Source organism: Pseudomonas sp. LS2P72, from assembly GCF_054897865.1.
In genome coordinates this window covers 4,957,466-4,980,442 of record NZ_CM142708.1, presented here as the reverse complement: position 1 = coordinate 4,980,442, position 22,977 = coordinate 4,957,466, and the positions used below count along the sequence as shown (strand labels likewise).

2 protein-coding genes are annotated in these 22,977 nt (G+C 62.9%); both read left to right on the top strand.

Annotation, left to right across the window (positions count from 1 at the left end):
- The first annotated feature begins 69 nt into the window (after positions 1–69).
- The gene (locus ACYZUA_RS22855; protein WP_461960720.1) at positions 70–11,043 is read left to right on the top strand and encodes an amino acid adenylation domain-containing protein; all 10,974 of its coding nucleotides are present in this window, start codon (positions 70–72) and stop codon (positions 11,041–11,043) included.
- On the top strand, positions 11,043–22,919 hold the full coding sequence (locus tag ACYZUA_RS22850; protein ID WP_461960719.1) for a non-ribosomal peptide synthase/polyketide synthase: 11,877 nt from the start codon (positions 11,043–11,045) through the stop codon (positions 22,917–22,919). The genes ACYZUA_RS22855 and ACYZUA_RS22850 overlap by 1 nt, the downstream gene beginning before the upstream one ends.
- Positions 22,920–22,977 lie beyond the last annotated feature (58 nt).

Below are 22,977 nucleotides of genomic sequence, written 5' to 3'. Positions count from 1 at the left end.
CCGGTCTGCATTCGTTTTATAGGGACGACGTGCCTTTGTGCTTCCCGCCACTGATCCGGATGCTAAGAAATGAATGCTGAAGACTCCTTGAAACTTGCTCGCCGGTTTATCGGGTTGCCCCTGGAAAAGCGCCAGATGTTCCTTGCGGCCTTGCAAAAGGAAGGCGTTGATTTCTCCCGTTTCCCCATTCCTGCCGGCGTCGAAGCAGAAGATCGCCAGGCCTTGTCGTACGCCCAGCAGCGCATGTGGTTTCTCTGGCAACTGGACCCGCAAAGCGGCGCGTACAACCTGCCGGGCGCGGTGCGTCTGACCGGGCAGTTGAACCTGCCGGCGCTGGAGCAAGCCTTCGCCAGCCTCGTTGAACGTCACGAAACCCTGCGTACGGTGTTCCCGCGCCAGGCCGATGACACTTTGCTGCAAGTGCCGGCCAGCGCGCCGCTGGTCATCGATCAGGTGGATTTCAGCGCATTACCGGCCACGGAGCGCGAAAGGGCCATCGTCCGCGCGGCCGAGCAGCAATCCGTGCTGCCCTTCGATCTATCAGTCGGCCCGCTGTTGCGCGTCACCTTGCTCAAACTCGCCGATCAGGAACACGTCCTGCTGCTGACCCTGCACCACATCGTTTCCGATGGCTGGTCGATGAACGTGCTGATCGACGAATTCATCCGCTGCTACGACGCCTTCAACGCGGGCGCACAACCGCAACTCACGCCATTGCCGATCCAGTACAGCGACTACGCGTTGTGGCAACGCCGCTGGCTGGAGGCGGGCGAACAGGCGCGTCAACTCGACTACTGGCAGGCGCAACTGGGCGACGAACACCCGGTGCTGGAACTGCCCACCGATCACCCGCGCCCGGCGATGCCGAGCTATCGCGGCACCCGTTACGAGTTCGCCGTCGACGGTCAGTTGGCTGAGCAACTGCGGCCCACGGCGCAGAAGCACAACATCACCCTGTTCATGCTGTTGCTCGGTGCCTTCAATGCGCTGCTGCACCGCTACACCGGGCAGACCGACATCCGCGTCGGCGTGCCAATCGCCAACCGCAACCGCGCCGAAATCGAAGGACTGATCGGCTTCTTCGTCAACACCCAGGTGCTGCGCACCCAGCTCGACGGCCAGACCCGCGTCGACGACTTGCTGCGTGCCATCAAGGAAACCGCCCTCGGTGCCCAGGCCCATCAGGACTTGCCGTTCGAGCGCCTGGTCGAGGCGCTGAAACTGGAGCGCAGCCTCAGCCACACGCCGCTGTTCCAGGTGATGTACAACCACCAACCGCAGGTCGCGGACATTTCTACGGTCAACACCGTGTCGGGTCTGGCGCTGGGCGTGATCGAGTGGGAAGGGCGCACCACCCAGTTCGATCTGACCCTGGATACCTATGAAAAGGGCGGCAAGCTGCATGCCGCGCTGACCTACGCCAACGACCTGTTCGACGCGGCGACCATCGCGCGCATGGCGCAGCACTGGACGAATTTGTTGCAGGGCATGGTGAGTGATTCGCAGCAGCGCATCAGTGATTTGCCGCTGCTTGAGAACGCCGAATATCAACGCATCGTGCATGACTGGAATCGCGCAGACGAAAGCTTCCCGCAGGACTTGTGCATTCATGAACTGATCAGCCAGCAAGTCGCAGCGAACCCGACTGCATTGGCGGTGACCTTTGCCACGAAGCAGCTGACTTACGCCGAGCTCGATAATCAGGCCAATCGTCTGGCACATCGGTTGATCGAGCTGGGCGTTGGTCCGGAAATCCGCGTTGGCGTGGCGATGCAACGTTCCGAAAACTTGCTGATAGCGCTGCTGGCGGTACTCAAGTCGGGCGGCGCTTATGTGCCGCTGGACCCGGATTACCCGGCCGAACGGGTTGCCTACATGCTTGAAGACAGCCGCGCTCTGGTGCTGCTGACAGAACAATCTGTCGCCGCAACATTGACCGTCACCGACGACACCCAAGTGTTGCTGATGGACGACACGGAGTGGGCCGCTTACCCAAGTAGCGCGCCGGTCACCCGCGTCACGCCGGACAACATCGCCTACGTGATCTACACCTCCGGCTCCACCGGCAAACCCAAAGGCGTGGCCATCGCCCATCGCAATGTGCTGGCGCTGATCGACTGGTCGAAATCGGTCTACCGCCGCGAAGACATTCAAGGAGTTTTGGCCTCGACGTCCGTGTGCTTCGACCTGTCGGTGTGGGAGCTGTTTGTCACCCTGGCCAACGGCGGCTCGGTGATCATCGCCCGCAATGCCCTGGAATTGCCGCAGCTGCCGGCCCGGGATCAGGTGCGCCTGATCAATACCGTGCCGTCGGCGATCAATGCGTTGCAGCGCGACGGGCAGATCCCGCCGGGCGTGCGCATCATCAACCTCGCCGGCGAGCCGTTGAAGCAGAGCCTGGTGGACGCGTTGTATCAGCAGTCCACGGTCGAGCATGTCTACGATTTGTACGGTCCGTCCGAGGACACCACCTATTCGACCTGGACCCGCCGCGAGGCCGCTGGCCGCGCAAACATCGGCCGGCCGCTCAAGCACACCGCCAGCTATTTGCTCGATGCTGACCTGCAACCGGTGCCGCAAGGCGTGTCCGCCGAGCTGTACCTGGCTGGCGCCGGCATTACCCGTGGTTACCTGGCTCGACCGGGCATGACCGCCGAAAAATACGTGCCGAACCCGTTCTCCAGCACCGGCGAACGCCTGTACCGCACTGGCGATCTGACCCGTTATCAGGCCGACGGCACGTTGCAATACGTCGGTCGTATCGACCATCAGGTCAAGGTCCGTGGCTTCCGCATCGAACTCGGTGAAATCGAAGCGCGGCTGTTGCAGCAGGACGCCGTGCGCGAACTGGCGGTGTTGGCGCAGGACGGCATCAACGGCCAACAACTGGTCGCCTATATCGTGCCGGCCGATCCAGCGCTACTGGACGACATCGACGCTCAAGCGATCCAGCGTGAAACCTTGAAAGCCGCGCTGCGCCAACACCTGCCGGACTTCATGGTCCCGGCGTTTCTACTGTTCCTCGAACAGCTGCCACTGACTCCCAACGGCAAACTCGACCGCAAGGCCTTGCCGGCGATTGACGGCTCGCAGCAACAACGCGAACACGTCGCGCCGCGTACGGCGATGGAAAAAGCCATCGCGATGATTTGGCAGGGCGTGTTGGCCATCGAAAATGTGGGTCTTGAAGACAACTTCTTCGAACTGGGCGGCGACTCCATCGTTTCCATGCAAGTGGTCAGCCGTGCGCGTCAGGCCGGGATCGTGTTGAGCCCCAAAGACCTGTTCCAGCACCAGACCGTCCGCAGCCTGGCCCAGGCCGCTCGCAGCGGTGAGCAGCCATTGATTGACCAAGGTCCAGCGGTGGGCGCGGTGGCGTTGGCGCCGGTGCAACAGTGGTTCTTCGAGCAACCCATCCCCGAGCGTCAGCACTGGAACCAGTCGCTGCTGCTGGTGCCGCGTGAAGCGTTGAACGTCGAGGCGTTGGATCGCGCGTTTGAGCAATTGCTGACCCATCACGACAGCTTGCGCCTGCGCTACCAACAGACCGCCGAAGGTTGGCAACAAACCTACGCCGCGCCGACTACGGAGTCGGTGTTGTGGCAGCGTCAGGCGCAATCGGTCGCGGAACTCAACGCCTTGTGCGACGAAGCCCATCGCAGTCTCGATTTGCAAAATGGCCCGCTGATGCGCGCGCTGCTGGTTGCGATGGCCGACGGTACCGAGCGTTTGCTGCTGGTCATTCATCACTTGGCGGTGGACGGTGTTTCCTGGCGCGTGCTGCTCGAAGACCTTCAGCAGTTCTATAGCGGCGGTAATGTGTCGCTGGCGAAAACCAGCAGCTATCAACGCTGGGTCGCCCGTCTGCAAGCTCATCTTCCAGCCTTTGAAAACAGTCTCGGACACTGGCAGATCCAACTGAAAAACACGCCGAGCGATCTGCCGTGCGACCGCCCAACCGGCGCGCTGGAAAACCGCTTCGAACAAAAACTCGAACTCAAACTCGACGCCGAGCAAACCCGCAAACTGCTGCAACAGGCCCCGGCGGCCTATCGCACCCAGGTCAATGACCTGCTGCTGACCGCGCTGGCGCGGGCGGTTTGCCGCTGGAGCGGGCAGGGCAGCACGCTGATCCAGCTTGAAGGCCATGGCCGCGAAGACCTGTTCGATGACATCGACCTGACCCGCACCGTCGGCTGGTTTACCAGCCTGTTCCCGGTCAATCTGATGCCGTCCAGCGATCTCGGCGCGTCGATCAAATCCATCAAAGAACAACTGCGTGCCGTGCCGGACAAAGGCCTGGGCTATGGCGCGCTGCGCTACCTCGGCACACCGGCGATTCGCGCCGAATTGGCGGCGTTGCCGCAACCGCGCATCACCTTCAACTATCTGGGGCAGTTCGACCGTCAGTTCGACGATGCGGCGATGTTTGTGCCGTCCACCGAAGGCAACGGTATCGCGCAAGATCCATCGGCACCGCTGGGCAACTGGCTGACAGTCGAAGGTCAGGTCTACGGCGGTGAGTTGTCGCTGAGCTGGGGTTTCAGTCGCGAGATGTTCGACCCCGCGACCATCCAGCGTCTGGCGGACGATTACGCGCTGGAACTGAGCGCGCTGATCGATCACTGCTGTGCGCTTGAGTCAACCCAGGCCACGCCGTCGGATTTCCCTTTGGCGAATATCACTCAAGCGCAGCTCGACGCATTGCCTCTCGCTGCCTCGGCGATTGAAGACCTGTATCCACTGTCGCCGATGCAGCAGGGCATGCTGTTTCACACCCTGTACGAACCCGAAGTCGGCGCCTACATCAGTCAGTTGCGCCTGGACATTCAGGGCCTCGATCCGCAGCGATTCGCTCAGGCCTGGCAAACCGCGCTGGAGCGTCACGACATCCTGCGCAGCAGCTTCCACTGGCAAGGCCTCGACACTGCGCACCAGGCAATTGTCCGCCAAGTGGCGCTGCCGCTTGAAGTGCTTGAAACGACCGACACCGATGCGCTGGCCGACGCCGAACGCGCCCAGGGTTTCGAACTGGGCAGTGCACCGCTGTTCCGCTTGAAGCTGGTCCGTACGGGCGCCAATGACTGGCACCTGATCTACACCAGCCACCACATTTTGATGGACGGCTGGAGCAACGCACAGTTGCTGGCCGAAGTGATCCAGCACTACGTCGCCGGGCAATCGCTGCCGGCACCGACCGGGCAATACCGCGATTATCTGGGCTGGTTGCAGCAGCAATCGACCGTCGCTGGCGAGCAGTTCTGGAAAGCGGCATTGGCACCGCTGGAAGCGCCGACGTTGCTGGCCGAAGCCTTGCGGCCGCCGGTGGGTGCCGAAGGTAGTGAGGAATATCGCGTCGCCCTCGACAGCCGTGCGACCCAGCGTCTGGCCGAGTTCGCCCGTCAGCAGAAAGTCACCCTCAACACCGTGCTGCAAGCGGCCTGGAGTCTTTTGCTACAGCGCTACACCGGTCAGGATTGCGTGGTGTTCGGCGCCACCGTGGCCGGGCGTTCGGCGCCGCTGCCGGGCATCGAAGAGCAGCTCGGCTTGTTCATCAACACGCTGCCGCTGGTGTGCGCGATGAAGCCGGATCAAACCGTCAGCCAATGGCTGGGCGAGTTGCAAGGGCTGAACCTGGCCCTGCGCGAATTCGAGCATGTGCCGCTTTACGACATTCAGGGTTGGGCGGGGCAGCAGGGTTCGGCGCTGTTCGACAGCCTGCTGGTGTTCGAAAACTTCCCGGTGGCCGAAGCGCTGAAACAGGGCGCACCGGCCGGGCTGTCGTTCGGCAACCTGCACAACCACGAGCGCACGCACTATCCGCTGACCCTGGGCATCGAGCTGGGCGAAGGCCTGAGCCTGGACTTCAGCTACGACGCTGCGCGATTCAGCGCGGCGCAGGTCGCTGAGTTGTCGGCCAATCTGCAGCATCTGCTGGTGCAATTGGTGGCGCTGCCGGACGCGGCATTGGGCGCGCTGGAACTGCTCGATGTCGATGACAAAAATGCGGTGCTAGCGATCAGTCAGCGGGTGATGGTTGAGTTATCCACAACGCTTTTGGTCCACGAACAAATCGCCGCTCAGGCCGCCGCCACCCCGGACGCACTGGCGTTGCAGATCGACGGTCAATCCCTGAGCTACGGCCAGTTGAACACGCAGGCCAACCGACTGGCCCATCGCTTGATCGAAAACGGTGCCGGCCCCGGCAAGCGCGTCGGCCTGGCGCTGAACCGTGGCCCGCAACTGATCGTCAGCCTGCTGGCCGTGCTCAAAACCGGCGCTGCCTATGTGCCGCTGGACCCGAAATACCCGGCCGAACGTCTGGCGTACATGATCGACGACAGCCGCCTCGACGTGCTGCTGTGCGAGGCCGGCCTATTGGAGGACGTGCCAGGCGTGCGACGTCTGAGCCTCGAAGACAACGCCGACTACTCCGACCTCGATCCGCAAAACCACGCGCTCGCCGACGACCTTGCCTACATCATCTACACCTCCGGCTCCACCGGCCAACCCAAAGGCGTGGCCATTGCCCATGCCGCGCTGCGCGAGTTCTGCCAGACCGCCGCTGACTATTCGGCGCTGTCGGCGTCCGACCGTGTGTTGCAGTTCGCGACTTTCAGTTTCGACGGCTTCGTCGAGCAGTGTTTCCCGGCGTTGTGCGTCGGCGCGGCGTTGATCATGCGCGGCGATGATGTGTGGGATGCCGGCCGCCTCGCCGCCGAAATCGTCCAGCAAGGCGTGACCGTGGCGGATTTGCCGGCGGCTTACTGGTACTTGCTGGCCCGCGAATGCGCGAGCGGTGTGGTGCGCAATCTCGGTGATTTGCGTCAGGTTCACGTCGGCGGCGAAGCGATGTCGGTTGAAGGTCTGCGCTTGTGGCATCAGGCCGGTTTGAGCCATGTGCGATTGCTCAACACCTACGGCCCGACTGAGGCGACGGTGGTTTCCAGCGTTCATGAATGCCATCTCGAAGATGCCAGCGACGCGTTCGGCATCCCGATCGGTCGAGCCATCGCGGGGCGGGCGCTGTACGTGCTGGACGCTGCCGGTCAACTGCTGCCCAACGGTGGCGTCGGCGAATTGTGCATCGGTGCCCCAGCCAGCCTGGCGCAAAGCTACTTCGACCGCCCGGCGCTGGCCGCCGAACGCTTCCTGCCAGATCCATTCGCCCGCGAACCGGGCGCGCGGCTGTACCGCAGCGGCGACCTGGCGCGCTACAACGCTGAGGGGAATCTGGAATACGTCGGCCGCATCGACCATCAAGTGAAGATTCGCGGTTTCCGCATCGAAATGGGCGAGATCGAAGCCTGTCTGCAAGCTCGGGGAAAGGTGCGCGAAGCGGCGGTTATCGCTCAGGACGGTACGCAACTGGTGGCGTATGTCGTGGCCAACGGCGCGGTGGTTTCAGAGACGGAATATCTGGAAGGCCTCAAAGCCGTCTTGCGTCAGTCGCTGCCGGAATACATGGTGCCAAGCCACCTGATTCTGCTGGCCAAACTGCCGCTCAACAACAACGGCAAGCTCGACCGCAAAGCCTTGCCGCGTGCGGAAGCCACCGATGCCCAACGTGACTTCGTGGCCCCGGCCGAAGGGCTGGAAACGCAGCTCGCGCTGATCTGGCAAGAGGTGTTGCAACTCGAGCAAGTGGGCCGTGACGACAACTTCTTCGAGCTGGGCGGACACTCGTTGCTGGTGCTTCAGGTGATCTCTCGCGTGCGTCAGCAGTTGCAGCTTGAACTGTCGGTGAGCAGCCTGTTCTCCGCGACGAATCTGGCGGAATTTTCCGAACGTGCAGCACTGGCGAACGTCAGCGGCCAACCGCTGCTGCAACGTGCAGCGGTCGATCAGCCACACATTCTGTCGTACGCCCAACAGCGTCAATGGATTCTCTGGCAACTGGACCCACAAAGTTCGGCCTACAACATTCCCGCCGCGCTGCGCCTCAATGGCTCGCTGAACCACGAAGCCCTGCGCGAAGCCTTCACTCAATTGCAGGCACGTCACCAAACCCTGCGCACAACCTTTGAGCAGGACGGCCAACAGGCGCGTCCGATACTGCACGACAATCTGGCACTGCAACTGGATGAACGCACGCTCGATCAGTCGTCGATCGACAATGCCGTGGCCGAAGAAATCGCCCGTCCGTTTGATCTGCGTAACGGTCCGCTGTGGCGCGTGTTGCTGCTGCAAGTGAGCAGCGACGAACACGTGCTGGTGCTCACCGTGCACCACATCGCTGCCGATGGCTGGTCGATGCAGGTCATGGTCGATGAATTCAGTGCGCTGTATCAGGCGGCCGTCGAAGGCAAAGCTGCGAACCTGTCGAGCCTGCCGGTGAACTACAGCGACTACGCCCGTTGGCAGCGTGACTGGCTGGAGGCCGGGGAGGGCGCACGCCAGCTGGCGTGGTGGCGCGAGCAACTGGATGGCAGCCACGAACCGCTGGAATTGCCGAGTGAACTGACCCGCCCGGCCCGTCGCACAGAGCGCGGCACCAGCCTGGCGCTGAACGTTGATCGCGAGTTGCTCGCCGGTTTGCGTCACCGTGCCCAGGAACAACAGGTGACGTTGTTCATGCTGTTACTGGCGAGTTTCCAGACCTTGCTGCATCGCCAGAGCGGGCAGTCGAGCATCAGCGTCGGCGTGCCGAGCGCCGGTCGTTCGCGCCTGGAAACCGAAGGCCTGATCGGCTTCTTCATCAACACCCAAGTGCTGCGTGCCGAGATCGATGGGCAGCAGACTTTCAGCACCTTGTTGCAACAGGTCAAGCGCGTGGCATTGGGCGCGCAGGCCAATCAGGACTTGCCGTTCGAGCAACTGGTCGACGCTTTGCAACCGGACCGCAGCCTCAATCACAGCCCATTGTTCCAGGTGCTCTACAACCATCAGCAGCAGTTGGGCGCGAGCGTCGAGCGCAGCGTCGCCGACTTGCAGGTCGAGCGCCTGCACTGGCAGCAACACACCACGCAATTCGATCTGGTGCTCGACACTCAAGAGCAGGGCGAAGAACTCGATGCCAGCCTGACCTACGCCACGGATTTGTACGACGAGGCGTCGATGAACCGCCTCGCCGAGCAGTGGCTGAACCTGCTGCGAGCGGTGGTCGTCGATCCGCAGCAACGCGTCGCCGAACTGCCGTTGCTGCAAACCCCGCAACGCGATGCGCTGATCCAGCACTGGAACCCGACGTTCCAGGCACAACCGCCGTCGCCAACCTTGCACCACTTGTTCGAAACCCAGGCTGCCGAGCGACCGAACGCAATCGCACTGGTCTACGAAGGCGAGCAACTGACCTACGCCGCGCTCAACGCTCAGGCCAACCGACTGGCGCACAAACTGCGTGAACAGGGCGTCGGCCCCGAGGTGCGCGTCGGCATCGCCACCGAACGAGCGATGCCGCTGGTGGTCGGGTTGCTGGCGATTCTCAAGGCCGGCGGCGCCTATGTGCCGCTCGATCCGCAATACCCGGCCGAGCGCCTGAGCTACATGATCGAAGACAGCGGCATCACGTTGCTGCTGACCCAACAACACTTGATCGACGGTTTACCGGCCCGCGACGGCGTGCAGGTGCTGAGGCTGGAGTCGTTGCAACTGGAGGCCTTCAGCGCCGATAACTTGCCAGCGCTGGCGACCCCGGACAACCTCGCTTACGTGATCTACACCTCCGGTTCCACCGGTCGGCCGAAGGGCGCATTGCTCAGCCATGGCAACGTCGGGCGTCTGCTCACGGCCACCGCTGCCGAGTTCAACTTCGGCCCGAACGATGTCTGGACGCTGTTCCACTCCTACGCGTTCGATTTCTCGGTGTGGGAGCTGTTCGGTTCGCTGTGCAGCGGCGGGCGTCTGGTGATTGTGCCGTATTACATCAGCCGCGAGCCGCAAGAGTTCCATCGCTTGCTCTGCGATGAAGGCGTGACGGTGTTGAACCAGACCCCGACCGCGTTCCGCCAGTTGTTGCCGATTGCCTGCGCCAGCGAGCGAAACCTGGCGTTGCGTCAGGTAATTTTCGGCGGCGAAGCGCTGGAAGTCGCGAGCCTGCGTCCATGGTTCGAGCGTTTCGGTGACCAACAGCCCACCCTGGTCAACATGTACGGCATCACCGAAACCACGGTGCACGTGACCTACCGCGCCATCCGTTTGGCCGACCTCGACGGCAAGGCCCAAAGCCCGATTGGCCTGCCGATCCGCGACCTGCGCTGGTACCTGCTCGACAGCCAGTTGCAACCGGTGCCGGTGGGTGTGGCGGGCGAGTTGTACATCGCCGGCGCTGGTCTGGCGCGCGGTTATCACGGGCGTTTCGGCCTGACGGCTGAGCGCTTCGTGCCGAGCCCGTTCGAGGCTTCGCAGCGCCTTTATCGCAGCGGCGACCTGGCGCGTCAGCGTGCCGACGGCAGCATCGATTACCTCGGCCGGATCGACCAGCAAGTGAAGATCCGTGGCTTCCGCATCGAACTGGGTGAAATCGAAGCCGCGCTGCTGGCCCAACCGGGCGTTCGTCAAGCGGTGTTGAGCGTGCATGTCGGCGACGGCGGCCCGCAGCTCTGTGCCTACGTGGTGGCCGAGCACACTCCGCATGACCCGATCGCCTGGCGCGACAACCTGCGCGCCGTGCTCAAAGTGGATCTGCCGGATTACATGCTGCCGAGCCACTGGTTGCTGCTCGATGCCTTGCCGCTGACCGGCAACGGCAAGCTCGACCGCAAGGCCTTGCCGGTGCCTGACGCTCAGGAATGGCAACGCCCGTTCGAAGCCCCCGAAGGCGATCTCGAACGGCAACTGGCAGACATCTGGGCCAGCGTGCTGGGCGTGGCGCAGTTCGGCCGACGCGACAACTTCTTTGAACTGGGCGGGCACTCGCTGCTCGCCGCCCAGGCCAGTGCCCTTGTGGAACTGGAACTGGGCATCGAGCTGCCGCTGCGTGCGCTGTTCGAATCCACCGACCTTCAGGCTTATGCCGCCATGGCCGGGCAACACGCCCCGGCTGACAACGATGCACGTCTTGATGCGCTTGAGTCGCTTCTCGACGAGATGGAGATCAACTGATGGAACACACCACTGCCCAGCGTATCGCCAGCCGCTTCGCCGGCCTGCCTGCCGACAAGCGCCGCGAGTTTCTGCAACGCATGCAAGAGCAGGGCGTGAGCTTTGGCCAACTGCCGATTCCGCCCGCTGCCGAGCCGCAAACGACGTTCGAACTGTCGTATGCGCAACAGCGTCAATGGTTCCTCTGGCAGCTTGATCCGCAGAGCTCGGCGTATAACATTCCGGCCGCGTTGCGTTTGCACGGGCCACTGAATGTCGCGGCGTTGCAGCAGAGTTTCGACGTGCTGCTGGAGCGGCATCAGAGCCTGCGCAGCCGGTTCGTCGAGGACGACGGTCAGGTGGTGCAGACGCTGGCGGGGTTCACTTCGCTGCCGATCGAGCAGATCGACCTGCGCGATGAACCTCAGGAACAGCGCCTCGATCTGGCGATGAAAAGCGTTGAAGAAGAAATTGCCAGGCCGTTCGATCTCCAGCACGGTCCGCTGCTGCGGGTCAGCCTGTTGCAACTCGACGCCGAAGACCATGTGCTGTTGCTGACCTTGCACCACATCGTCACCGATGGCTGGTCGATGGGTGTGTTGGTGGAGGAGTTTTCCCGGCTCTACGCCGCCCACTGCCAAGGGCAAAACGCTGCGCTGGAAGCGCTGCCGATTCAATATTCCGATTACGCCCTGTGGCAACGCCGCTGGATGGAAGCGGGGGAACTGGAGCGTCAACTTAACTGGTGGCGAGAGACCCTGGGCAGCGAACAACCGCTGCTCGAATTGCCGACTGATCGCCCACGCCCGGCACAACCGAGCCAGCGCGGTGCGCGTCTGAATTTCGCCCTCGACGCGACCCTGGCCAGCGGCCTGATGACCTTGGCCAAACAGCGCGGCGTTACGCCGTTCATGCTGTTGCTGGCGAGCTTCCAGGCCTTGCTCTATCGCTACAGCGGCCAGTCCGACCTGCGCATTGGCGTGCCGATTGCCAACCGCAATCGCGCGGAAACCCGTGGCCTGATCGGCTTCTTCGTCAACACCCAGGTGATGCGTGCTGAACTGGACGGACGTCTGCCCTTCAGCCAATTGCTCGACCAAACCCGCGCCGCATCGCTGGATGCCCAGGATTATCAGGACTTGCCGTTCGAGCGTCTGGTGCAGGCGCTGCAAGGTGAACGCAGCCTCAGTCACAGCCCGCTGTTCCAGGTGATGTTCAACCATCAGCAAGCCAAACCGGCGGCGGTCAGCGGTTTGCTCGCCGGCCTGCGCGTCGAAGCACTGAACGCCACGGCGCACACCACGCAGTTCGATCTGCAACTGGACACGCAGGAAGAGGGCGACAAGCTGTTCGCCAGCCTGACGTATGCCACCGATTTGTTCGACGCTGAGCGCATCGAGCATTTAGCGCGTCACTGGCGCAATTTGCTGGCCGGTGTGCTGGCGAACCCGCAATGCCCGCTCGCCGAATTGCCGTTGCTGGATACCGACGAGCGTCTGCGGATCCTCGATGACCTGAACGACACGGCTCAAACCTATCCGGGCGAAGTCTGCGTGCAGCGGCATTTTGAAGCGCGCGTGGCAGAAAACGGTGAGGCGACAGCGCTGGTGTTCCAGGGTCAATCCTTGAGTTACGCCGAACTGAATTTGCGTGCCAACCGTCTGGCCCATCACTTGCGCACCCAGGGTGTCGGCCCGGAAGTACTGGTGGGGATTGCCTGCGACCGCTCGTTTGAAATGGTCGTCGGCTTGTTGGCGATTCTCAAGGCTGGCGGCGCGTATGTGCCGCTGGACCCGGAATACCCGATTGATCGCCTGAGCTACATGATCGAAGACAGCGGCATTTCATTGCTGCTGACTCAGGAACATCTGTTGGCGCAACTCCCGACCCCGGACAACCTGCGCACCTTGTGCCTGCACGCCGAAGCTGACTGGTTGAGCGACTTGCCAGGCACCGATCTGCCCAACCTTGCCATCGCAGAAAACCTCGCCTACGTGATTTACACCTCTGGTTCCACCGGTAAACCCAAGGGCGCGGGCAACCGCCATGTGGCATTGCATAACCGTCTGGAGTGGATGCAGCAAGCCTATAACCTGTTGCCGAGCGACCGCGTGCTGCAAAAAACGCCGTTCAGTTTCGACGTGTCGGTGTGGGAGTTTTTCTGGCCGTTGTTGAAGGGCGCCACCCTGGTCATCGCCGCCCCCGGCGAGCACCGCGATCCGCAACGCCTTGCTGCGTTGATCGTCGAACAAGCGATCACCACGCTGCACTTCGTGCCGTCGATGCTCTCCGCATTCATCAGTGCCGACGAGGCGCTGGCCTGCACGTCGTTGCAACGGATCATTTGCAGCGGTGAAGCGCTGCCGATGGAACTGCAACGCCAGACCTTGCGCAGCCTGCCGCAAGCCAATCTCTACAACCTGTATGGCCCGACCGAAGCGGCCATCGACGTGACTCACTGGACCTGCGTGGAAGAGTGGCGCGACAACGTGCCGATCGGCCGCCCGATCGCCAACCTGCGCACCTGCATTCTCGACAGCGAACTGCAACCGTTGCCGCTGGGCGCGGTGGGCGAGTTGTACCTGGGCGGTGTCGGTCTGGCTCGTGGTTACCACCGCCGTGGCGCGCTGACTGCCGAGCGTTTTGTGGTCGACCCGTTCGGCAGCGGCGAGCGCCTGTACCGCACCGGTGACCTGGCGCGTTATCGCGCTGACGGTGCCATCGACTACTGCGGGCGTATCGACCATCAAGTGAAGATTCGCGGTTTGCGCATCGAACTGGGCGAAATCGAAGCGCGTCTGCAAGAACATGCGGACGTGCAGGAAGCCGTGGTGCTGGCCCTCGACGGCCCGAGCGGTAAGCAACTGGTTGCGTACATCGTGCCGCAAGATCGAGCCTTGGTCAGCGCCGATGCCGAGCAGCAAGGCGCGTGGCGCGAAACCCTGAAAAGCCATCTGCTGGCGAGCCTGCCGGATTACATGGTGCCGGCGCAGACTGTGCTGATCGAGCAAATGCCCCTGAGCCCCAACGGCAAACTCGACCGTAAACGCCTGCCCGCGCCGACCGCACAGGTCAGTCAACGCGCGTTCGAAGCGCCACGCAGCGAACATGAACAGGTGCTGGCGCAGATCTGGCAGGACGTGTTGGGCGTGGGGCAGGTCGGGCGTCAGGACAACTTCTTTGAACTGGGCGGCGACTCGATCATTTCGATTCAAGTGGTCAGCCGTGCCCGTCGTGCAGGCTTGAGCCTGCAACCGCGCGATCTGTTCCAGCAGCAGACGTTGCAAGCGCTGGCCGCCGTGGTCAAAGAGCAGGCGGCACCGTTGGCGCAGCAAGGGCCGGTGGACGGCGTGCAAATACTCACGCCGATTCAGCGTTGGTTCTTCGACGAGCCGATTCCGCAACGCGCGCACTGGAACCAAGCCGTGTTGCTGACGCCGCGTGAAACCCTCGAATTGCCGCGCCTGCAAGCCGCGCTGCAACGCCTGCTCAAGCAACACGACGCGCTGCGTTTGCGCTTCAGTCAGGTCGCTGGGACACCGCAATCCCTGCAGGATCCCTGTGGGAGTGAGCCTGCTCGCGATGACGCGGGAGCAAACAACATCAATGGTGCCTGTGCTGGCCTTATCGCGAGCAGGCTCGCTCCCACAGAGTGGTCGGCGCGGTATGTCGGGGCCGACAGCGCCGATGTGATCGACATGCTCTGGACCGCTCGCGTGGCCAGCGATGCGTCGCTGGAATCGGTGTGCGACGAAGCCCAGCGCAGCCTCAGCCTGCAAGACGGTCCGCTGCTGCGCGTAGCGTTGATCGCTCAGGCCGATGGCTCGCAGCGGTTGCTGTTGGTGATCCATCACCTGGCGGTGGACGGTGTGTCCTGGCGGGTGTTGCTGGAAGATTTGCAGGCTGCTTATCAAGGGCAAGAGCTGCCACCGAAGACCAGTGCTTTCCAGGCCTGGGCAGACAAACTCGATGCCTATGCACGCTCCGAAACCGCCGCCAACGAACTGAACTGGTGGCAGGCGCAACTGAGCGTCGCCAATGATTCGCTGCCAGCCGCCAACGCTCAAGCCAGCCAGGCCGGGCACTTGCGTCAGGGCGTCAGCATCGGCCTGGACCGCGAGCAGACTCGCCAGTTGCTGCAACAGGCGCCAGCGATCTACCGCACGCAAGTGAACGACCTGCTGCTGACCGCGCTGGCCCGCACTCTCAGCCGCTGGACCGGCGACGCCTCGGCGCTGATTCAGCTCGAAGGCCATGGCCGCGAGGAGCTGTTCGATGACATCGACCTGACCCGCACCGTCGGCTGGTTTTCCAGCCTGTTCCCGGTGCGTCTGACGCCGACCGCCGACCTTTCGGGTTCGATCAAGGCGATCAAGCAGCAACTGCGCGAAATCCCCGGCAAAGGCATGGGCTATGGCCTGTTGCGCTACATGGGCGATGCCGCGACCCAAGCGGCGCTGGCCGCGTTGCCGCAAGCGCGGGTGACGTTCAACTACCTCGGCCAGTTCGACCAGAGCTTTTCCGACGACGCACTATTCACCCCGGCTCGCGAATCCAGCGGGGCCGCGCAATCGGCTGACGCACCGTTGCCGAACTGGTTGTCAGTGGACGGTCAGGTGTATGGCGGTGAACTGAAACTGGACTGGACCTTCAGCCGTGAATGCTTCGACCTGCGCGAGATCGAAGCACTGGCGGCGGATTTCCGCAGTGAGTTGCTGGCGCTGATCGCTCATTGCCTGAGCGACGGCGCGGGCGGCGTGATCCCGGCGGATTTCCCGTTGGCGCGTCTGACTCAAGCGCAACTTGATGGTCTGCCAGTACCGCCGGCGCAAATCGAAGACCTGTATCCGCTGTCGCCGATGCAGGCCGGTTTGTTGTTCCACAGTCTGTACGAGTCGGAGTCCGGCGCTTACGTAAACCAGCTCAGCGTCGAAGCCCGCGGGCTCGATGCCGAACGGCTGGGCCGCGCGTGGCAGGCGGTGCTCGACACCCATCCGATCCTGCGCAGCAGTTTCCACTTCCCGGACGGCTTCGAGGCGCCGATGCAGTTGGTGCATCGTCATCTGCAATTGCCGCTGACTTGCCTCGACTGGCGCAACCGCAGCGATCAGGCCGAAGCGTTGGTTCAACTGATCGACAGCGAACGCTTGCAGCTCGATTCGACCCGCGCGCCGTTGATGCGTTTGACCCTGGTGCGACTCGACGATGAGCGTCAGCAACTGATCTACACCCACCATCACTTGTTGCTCGATGGCTGGAGTAATTCGCTGCTGTTGAGCGAAGTCCTGCAGCGTTATGCCGGGCAAGACGTGCAGGCGCCGATAGGGCGTTTTGCCGACTACATTGGCTGGCTGCAACGTCAGGATGCGCAGGCTGACGAACTGTTCTGGCGCGAGCAATTGGCGACCCTCGACAACCCGACCCTGCTGGCCCAGAGCCTGGCCCATGGCGACAGTAAAAACCTGTCGACGGCGGAATTCGCCGATCACCGCCAGACCTTCGATGTCGCCACCAGCAAACGCTTCAGCGACTTTGCCCGTCAGCAAAAGGTCACCCTCAACACCTTGGTTCAAGGTGCCTGGGCACTGTTGCTGCAACGCTACAGCGGTCAACGCAGCGTCGCGTTCGGCGCGACCGTTGCCGGGCGTCCGGTGGACTTGCCGGGTGCTGAAAGTCAGCTCGGCCTGTTCATCAACACCTTGCCGGTGATCAGCAGCCCGGATGCGGTTGAAAGCGTCGGCCAGTGGCTGACCCGTTTGCAGGCGCAGAACCTGGAGTTGCGTGAACATGAACTCACCGCCCTCGGCGACATTCAGCGCTGGGCCGGGCGTGCCGGCGAGCCACTGTTCGACAGCCTGCTGGTGTTCGAAAACTTCCCGGTGGCCGAAGCGCTGCAACAGGGTGCGCCGGCCGGTTTGAGCTTCTCGATCCCGCAGAACCATGAGCGCACTAACTTCCCGCTGACGTTGGCGGCCACGGCCGAAAGCCAGCTCAGCCTGAACTGGAGCTACCAGTGCGCCCACTTCAGCGGCGAGGCGATTGCCCGCATGAGCGAGCATTTGGCCGCGCTGCTGGCAGCGATGGTCGCCGCGCCACAGGCTGCATTGAGTGAACTGGACCTGCTGACTGCGCCGGAACGTGCGCAACAGTTAGTGGAGTGGAACCCCGCATTCACTGCGTCGGAAAACCCGCTCTGCGTGCATCAGTTGATCGAGGCCCAGGCCGTTGTTCGCCCGGACGCCACGGCACTGATTTTCAACGACCTGGAATTGAGCTTCGACCAACTCAACCGCCGCGCCAACCAATTGGCCCATCGCCTGCGCGCACTGGGCATCGGCCCGGAAGTGCGGGTCGGCCTGGCGATGCAGCGTTCGCCGGAAATGATCATTGGCCTGCTGGCGATCCTCAAGGCCGGCGGCGCTTACGTGCCGCTGGACCCGGCCTATCCGGCCGAGCGCCTGCGTTACTTGATGGACGACAGCGGTATTTCGCTGCTGATCAGCCAATCGTGGCTGCGGGAAAAACTACCGTTGCCGGAAGACCTGTCGGTGCTGGAAATCGACCGCGAGCCGCTGGAGCAGATGTCGGAAACCAACCCGGTCAACCTGACCTGCGGTGAAAACCTCGCGTACCTGATCTACACCTCGGGCTCCACCGGCCGGCCGAAAGGCGTCAGCGTGGCCCACGGTCCGCTGGCCATGCATTGCCTGTCGATCGGCGAGTTGTACGGCATGACCCCGGACGATCGCGAGCTGCAATTTGCTTCGATCAGCTTCGACGGCGCCCACGAGCGCTGGTTGACGCCACTGGTGTTCGGTTCGGCGGTGATGCCTCGCGATGACGAGTTGTGGAGCGTGGAGCGCACGTGCGCCGAGATCGAAAAGCACGGCATCACCATCGCCTGTTTCACCCCAACCTATCTGGGGCAAATCGCCGAATTCATGGGCGAAGCGGGGCGTGAGCTGCCGATCCGCTCCTACACCCCGTGTGGTGAAGGCATGGCCAAACATGCGTTCGATGAAGTCCAGCAAGTGCTGCAACCGAAGCGCCTGATCAACGGCTACGGCCCGACCGAAACGGTGATCACGCCGTTGATCTGGCTGGCGTATCCGGATACCGAATTCGACTCGGCGTTCATGCCGATTGGCCGGCCGGTCGGCAACCGCAGCGCTTATATTCTGGACGGCGGCTTGCAGCCGTTGCCGGTTGGCGTGGCGGGCGAGTTGTACCTGGGCGGCGAGGGCGTCGCCCGTGGCTACCATCAACGTCCCGATTTGACTGCTGAGCGTTTCGTGCCGGACCCGTTCGTGCCGGGCGCGCGTTTGTATCGCAGTGGCGACCTCGCACGGTTCCGCGCTGACGGCGTCGTTGAATACCTCGGTCGTATCGACCAACAAGTGAAGATTCGCGGGTTCCGTATCGAACTCGGCGAAATCGAAGCCTGCCTGCTCGAACACGAAGGCGTGCGTGAAGCGTTGGTGATCGATCGCGATGGCCCGGTGAGTCGGCAGTTGGTCGGTTACGTGGTGCCGCGCGATCCGCTCGCCGACGAGCATGATTTGCGTGAAGCGCTGACCCTGCACCTGCGCAGCCGTCTGCCGGCGCACATGCTGCCGGCGCATTTGATGTGCCTGGCCGCGTTGCCGCTGACGCCGAACGGCAAGCTTGATCGCCAAGGCCTGCCAGCGCCGGAAGCGTCGCGGCAGAACCACGATCAAGTCGCCGCTGCGTCGCCGGCCGAAACGTTGCTGGTGGAGATCTGGCAGGAACTGCTGGGGCTGGAGTCGGTGGGCGTCACCGAGAACTTCTTCGAACTGGGCGGTGACTCGATCATTTCCCTGCAAGCGGTGAGCCGTGCCGGTCAGCGCGGGCTGGTGTTCAGTCCGAAGCAACTGTTCGAGCAGCAAACCATTCGGGCACTCGCTGCGGTGGCGACCAGTCGTGAAGCGGCGTTGGTTGAAGCGCCGAAAGTCCCTGCTTTTGCGTTGGTGCCGCACATCGACATCGCCGCCCGGGTCGGTCTGCAAGACCTGTATCCGCTGTCGCCGATGCAGCAAGGCATGCTGTTCCATTGCCTCGATTCGCCGGAGCTGAACCCCTACGTCAACCAGTTGAGCGTGGCGGTCGACGGCTTGCAGGTGCCGCGTTTCCGCGCCGCTTGGCAAACCCTGGTGGAACGTCATGAAGTGCTGCGCGCGGCGTTCCGCTGGCGCGATGGTCTGGCCGATCCGCTGCAAGCGGTGTTCGCTGACGTCGAGTTGCCGATCGAAGAACTCGATTGGCGTGACCGCACCGACACTGAACAGGCGCTGGGCGAACTGGCGGCTGCGGAACAGGCCAAGGGATTCGACCTGAGCTGCCCGCCGCTGATGCGTTTCATCCTGGTTCGCCTGGGTGATGACCGTTACCAGATGATCTGGATTTACCACCACCTGTTGCTGGACGGCTGGAGTGCTTCGCGTCTGCTGGGCGACATGCTGCGCCTGTACCACAACGACAGCCTGCCGACCCTGACCGGTCGTTACGCTGACTACATCGCCTGGCTGCAACGCCAGGACGGTGCGCAGGCGGAAGGTTTCTGGCGCGAGCGCCTGGCGTTGCTCGAGGAACCGACCATTCTGGCCAAGGCTTCGGGTGCCGCAGGTTCCGGCCACGGCGTGATGTACAGCAACCTCGACGCCGAGGCGACGCGCAAACTGCACAGCTTCGCCAAGCGTCAGCGCGTGACGTTGAACACGCTGGTGCAAGGTGCATGGCTCTTGTTGCTGCAACGTCACAGTGGCCAACGCAGCGTCGCGTTCGGCGCCACGGTGGCGGGGCGTCCGACCGGGCTGGCTGGCGCGCAGGACATGCTCGGTCTGTTCATCAACACTTTGCCGGTGATCCAGACCCTCGATCCGCAACAACCACTGGGTGAGTGGTTGCGCGAGTTGCAGGATTACAACCTGATGGTGCGCGACTACGAGCACACGCCGTTGTCGGACATTCAGCGCTGGGCCGGGCAGGGCGGTCAGGGCTTGTTCGACAGCATCATCGTGTTCGAAAACCATCCGGTGGACCGTGCCTTGAAGGGGGGCGAGGAAGGTGAATTGCGGTTCGCCGAAGTCGGCAGTGGCGGGGTGACCAACTTCCCGATGGACTTGATGGTCAGCGCCAACGAAGAAGGCCTGGAGGTTGAGTATCTGTTCCTGCGTGATCGCTTCAGTGACGTGGAAGTAGAACGGATTCGTTCGCAGCTTGAAGGGTTGCTGCGTGCGTTGCCGGAGGATGCCACGCGTCTGCTTGGCAACATTGGTTTGCCTGAAGCGCGTTTGAGTCTGCCGCAGGTGTCCGACGATAACGCCGATTTGCTGCACGCGTTCAATCAGCACGTACGCACGCAACCGCAGAAAGTCGCCTTGATCTGCGAAGATCGGGAAGTCAGTTATGCACAGCTTGAGGCGCAGGCCAATGGGCTGGCGCAGCAACTGATTGGTCGCGGCATCGGCCCGGAAAGTCTGGTGGCGGTGGCGTTGCCGCGTTCCGAACGCACCATCGTTGCGTTCCTTGCGGTGCTTAAAGCAGGGGCGGCGTATCTGCCCTTGGACCTGGCGTACCCGGCCGAGCGACTGGCTTATATGTTGAGCGATTCCGCGGCCAGCCTGTTGCTCTGCGACAGTGATCTGGGCGAACGACTGACCCTGGCTGATAACCCGCCACGGCTGTTGCTCGATCAGCTGGCCGTTGCTGGCAACACCGAGTGCCCGGATTCCAATCCACTGCCGGGGCACCTCGCGTACCTGATTTACACCTCCGGTTCCACTGGCCAACCGAAAGGCGTGGCCGTGGCGCGTGGTCCGATTGCCCGGCATTGCCGCGGCATCATCGAGCTCTACGAACTGGCGCCGCGCAGCCGCGAGCTGCACTTCATGTCGTTCGCCTTTGACGGTGCTCAGGAGCGTTGGCTGAGTGTGCTGTTGGCGGGCGGCAGTCTGGTGATTCGTGATGACAGTTTGTGGACCCCGGAGCAAACCCTGGAAGTGCTGCATCGTCACGCTGTCACCGTGGCCTGCTTTCCGCCGGCGTACCTGCAACAGATGGCCGAAGTCGCCGAACGCTTGGGCAATCCGCCGGCGGTCGAGGTGTATTGCTTTGGCGGTGATGCGGTGCCGGAGGCCAGTTTCGAACAGGTCAAACGGGCTCTGCGTCCGCAGCGTCTGGTTAACGGTTACGGCCCGACCGAAACCGTGGTCACGCCGCTGTTGTGGCGTGCCGAGGTCAGCGAAACCTGCGACGCGGCGTATGCGCCGATTGGTCGTGGTGTGGCCGGGCGTGGCTTGTATGTGCTGGATGCCGACCTCAATCCGTTGCCGGTCGGTGTCAGCGGCGAGTTGTACCTGGGCGGCGAATGCCTGGCGCGCGGTTATCACCAGCGTCCCGGCATGAGCGCCGAGCGTTTCATCCCCGATCCGTTCGGGGCCGGTGGCCGCATGTACCGCACCGGCGACCTGGTGCGCCAGCGTGAATGCGGGTTGATCGACTACCTGGGGCGTCTCGACCAGCAAGTGAAGATCCGTGGTTTCCGCATCGAACCGGGCGAAATCGAAGCGCGTCTGCGCGACTGCGCCGGGGTGCAGGATGCCGCCGTGGTGGTACACGACACGCCGACCGGCAAGCAATTGGTCGGTTATGTGGTGGCGGCCGGTGCTGTCGGGCTGGATCGTCGACTCAAGACTGAACTGCAAGCGCAACTGCCGGATTACATGGTGCCGGCGCGGATCCTGGTGCTGGAGCGTTTCCCGCTGTCGGCCAACGGCAAGCTCGACCGTCGCGCACTGCCTACGCCGGAATGGGCGCTCGGCGGTTATCGCGCACCGCGCAACGCACTGGAAACAGTGCTGACCGAGATCTGGCAAGAGGTGCTGGGCGTGCCTCAAGTAGGTATTGACGACAACTTCTTCGAACTCGGCGGCGACTCGTTGCAGGTGCTCAAAGTCATTTCGCGGGTACGCAGTCAGCCGCAACTGGGCTTCGAATTGAAACTGCGCGACCTGATGCAGAAACCGTGCATCGCCGAACTCAGTGGCTATCAGGCTGCCGAGCCGGCGTCTGCACCGGACCCGTTGCTGGCGCTGAATGCGCGAATCCCCAACGTGCCGGCGCTGTTCTGCCTGCACGCCGGTTTCGGCACGGTGTTCGACTACGAACCGCTGGCCCGTCGACTGGAAGGCCGGCGCACGGTGTACGGCGTGCAATGCCGGATGCTGCTTGATCCGCACTGGCAGGACTCGTCGCTGTTGGCGATGGCGCAAGCCTATGCGCAACGGATTCGCAGTCAACAGGCCAAGGGACCTTATTACTTGCTGGGCTGGTCGCTTGGTGGCGCGTTGACGCAACTGGTCGCTCACGAACTGGAAACCCAGGGTGAAACGGTTGCGTTTGCCGGGCTGGTCGACAGTTACGTAGCGGGCACCGCAGAAGCGGGGGATTGGCGCGAGGACCTGGGCGACTTCCTGAAGTTTGTGCTCGGTCTGCCGGCCGATGAGGCTCAAGCGTTGATTGCGCTGAAAGCCGCTGATTTGAATGAGCGCGAGGGTTCCACGGTGGTGATCGAGGCGGCGATGCACGGTTCCAATGAACAAGCTGCGTTGGGCGCGGGGGAACTCACGCAGATCTTCGCCACCGGCTCACGCCTCAAGCAACTGGCGTTGGCGCATCGGCAACTGCCGGCGATTCAGATTAAGGCGCATCGCTGGTGGGTGGCCGAACGCGATGACGAGCGTCGGGTGTTTGAGGCACAGGTCGGTAGCCACGGCGTTGATCGCCTGTTGGCGGGCGGGCATTACGAGTTGCTGCGCGGTGAAGAGTTGCTCGACGAGCTTGAAGACCTGTTGGAACGCAGGCCGGCTATCGCGTAACTGCTTTTCTGTAGGAGCAAGGCTTGCCCGCGATGGCGTCCTTGAGATCGCTATCGCG

Bases quoted from the DNA above. Each gene is read 5' to 3' on its own strand.
- ACYZUA_RS22855 (WP_461960720.1), top strand. From the start codon at position 70: ATGAATGCTGAAGACTCCTTGAAACTTGCTCGCCGGTTTATCGGGTTG.
- ACYZUA_RS22850 (WP_461960719.1), top strand. From the start codon at position 11,043: ATGGAACACACCACTGCCCAGCGTATCGCCAGCCGCTTCGCCGGCCTG.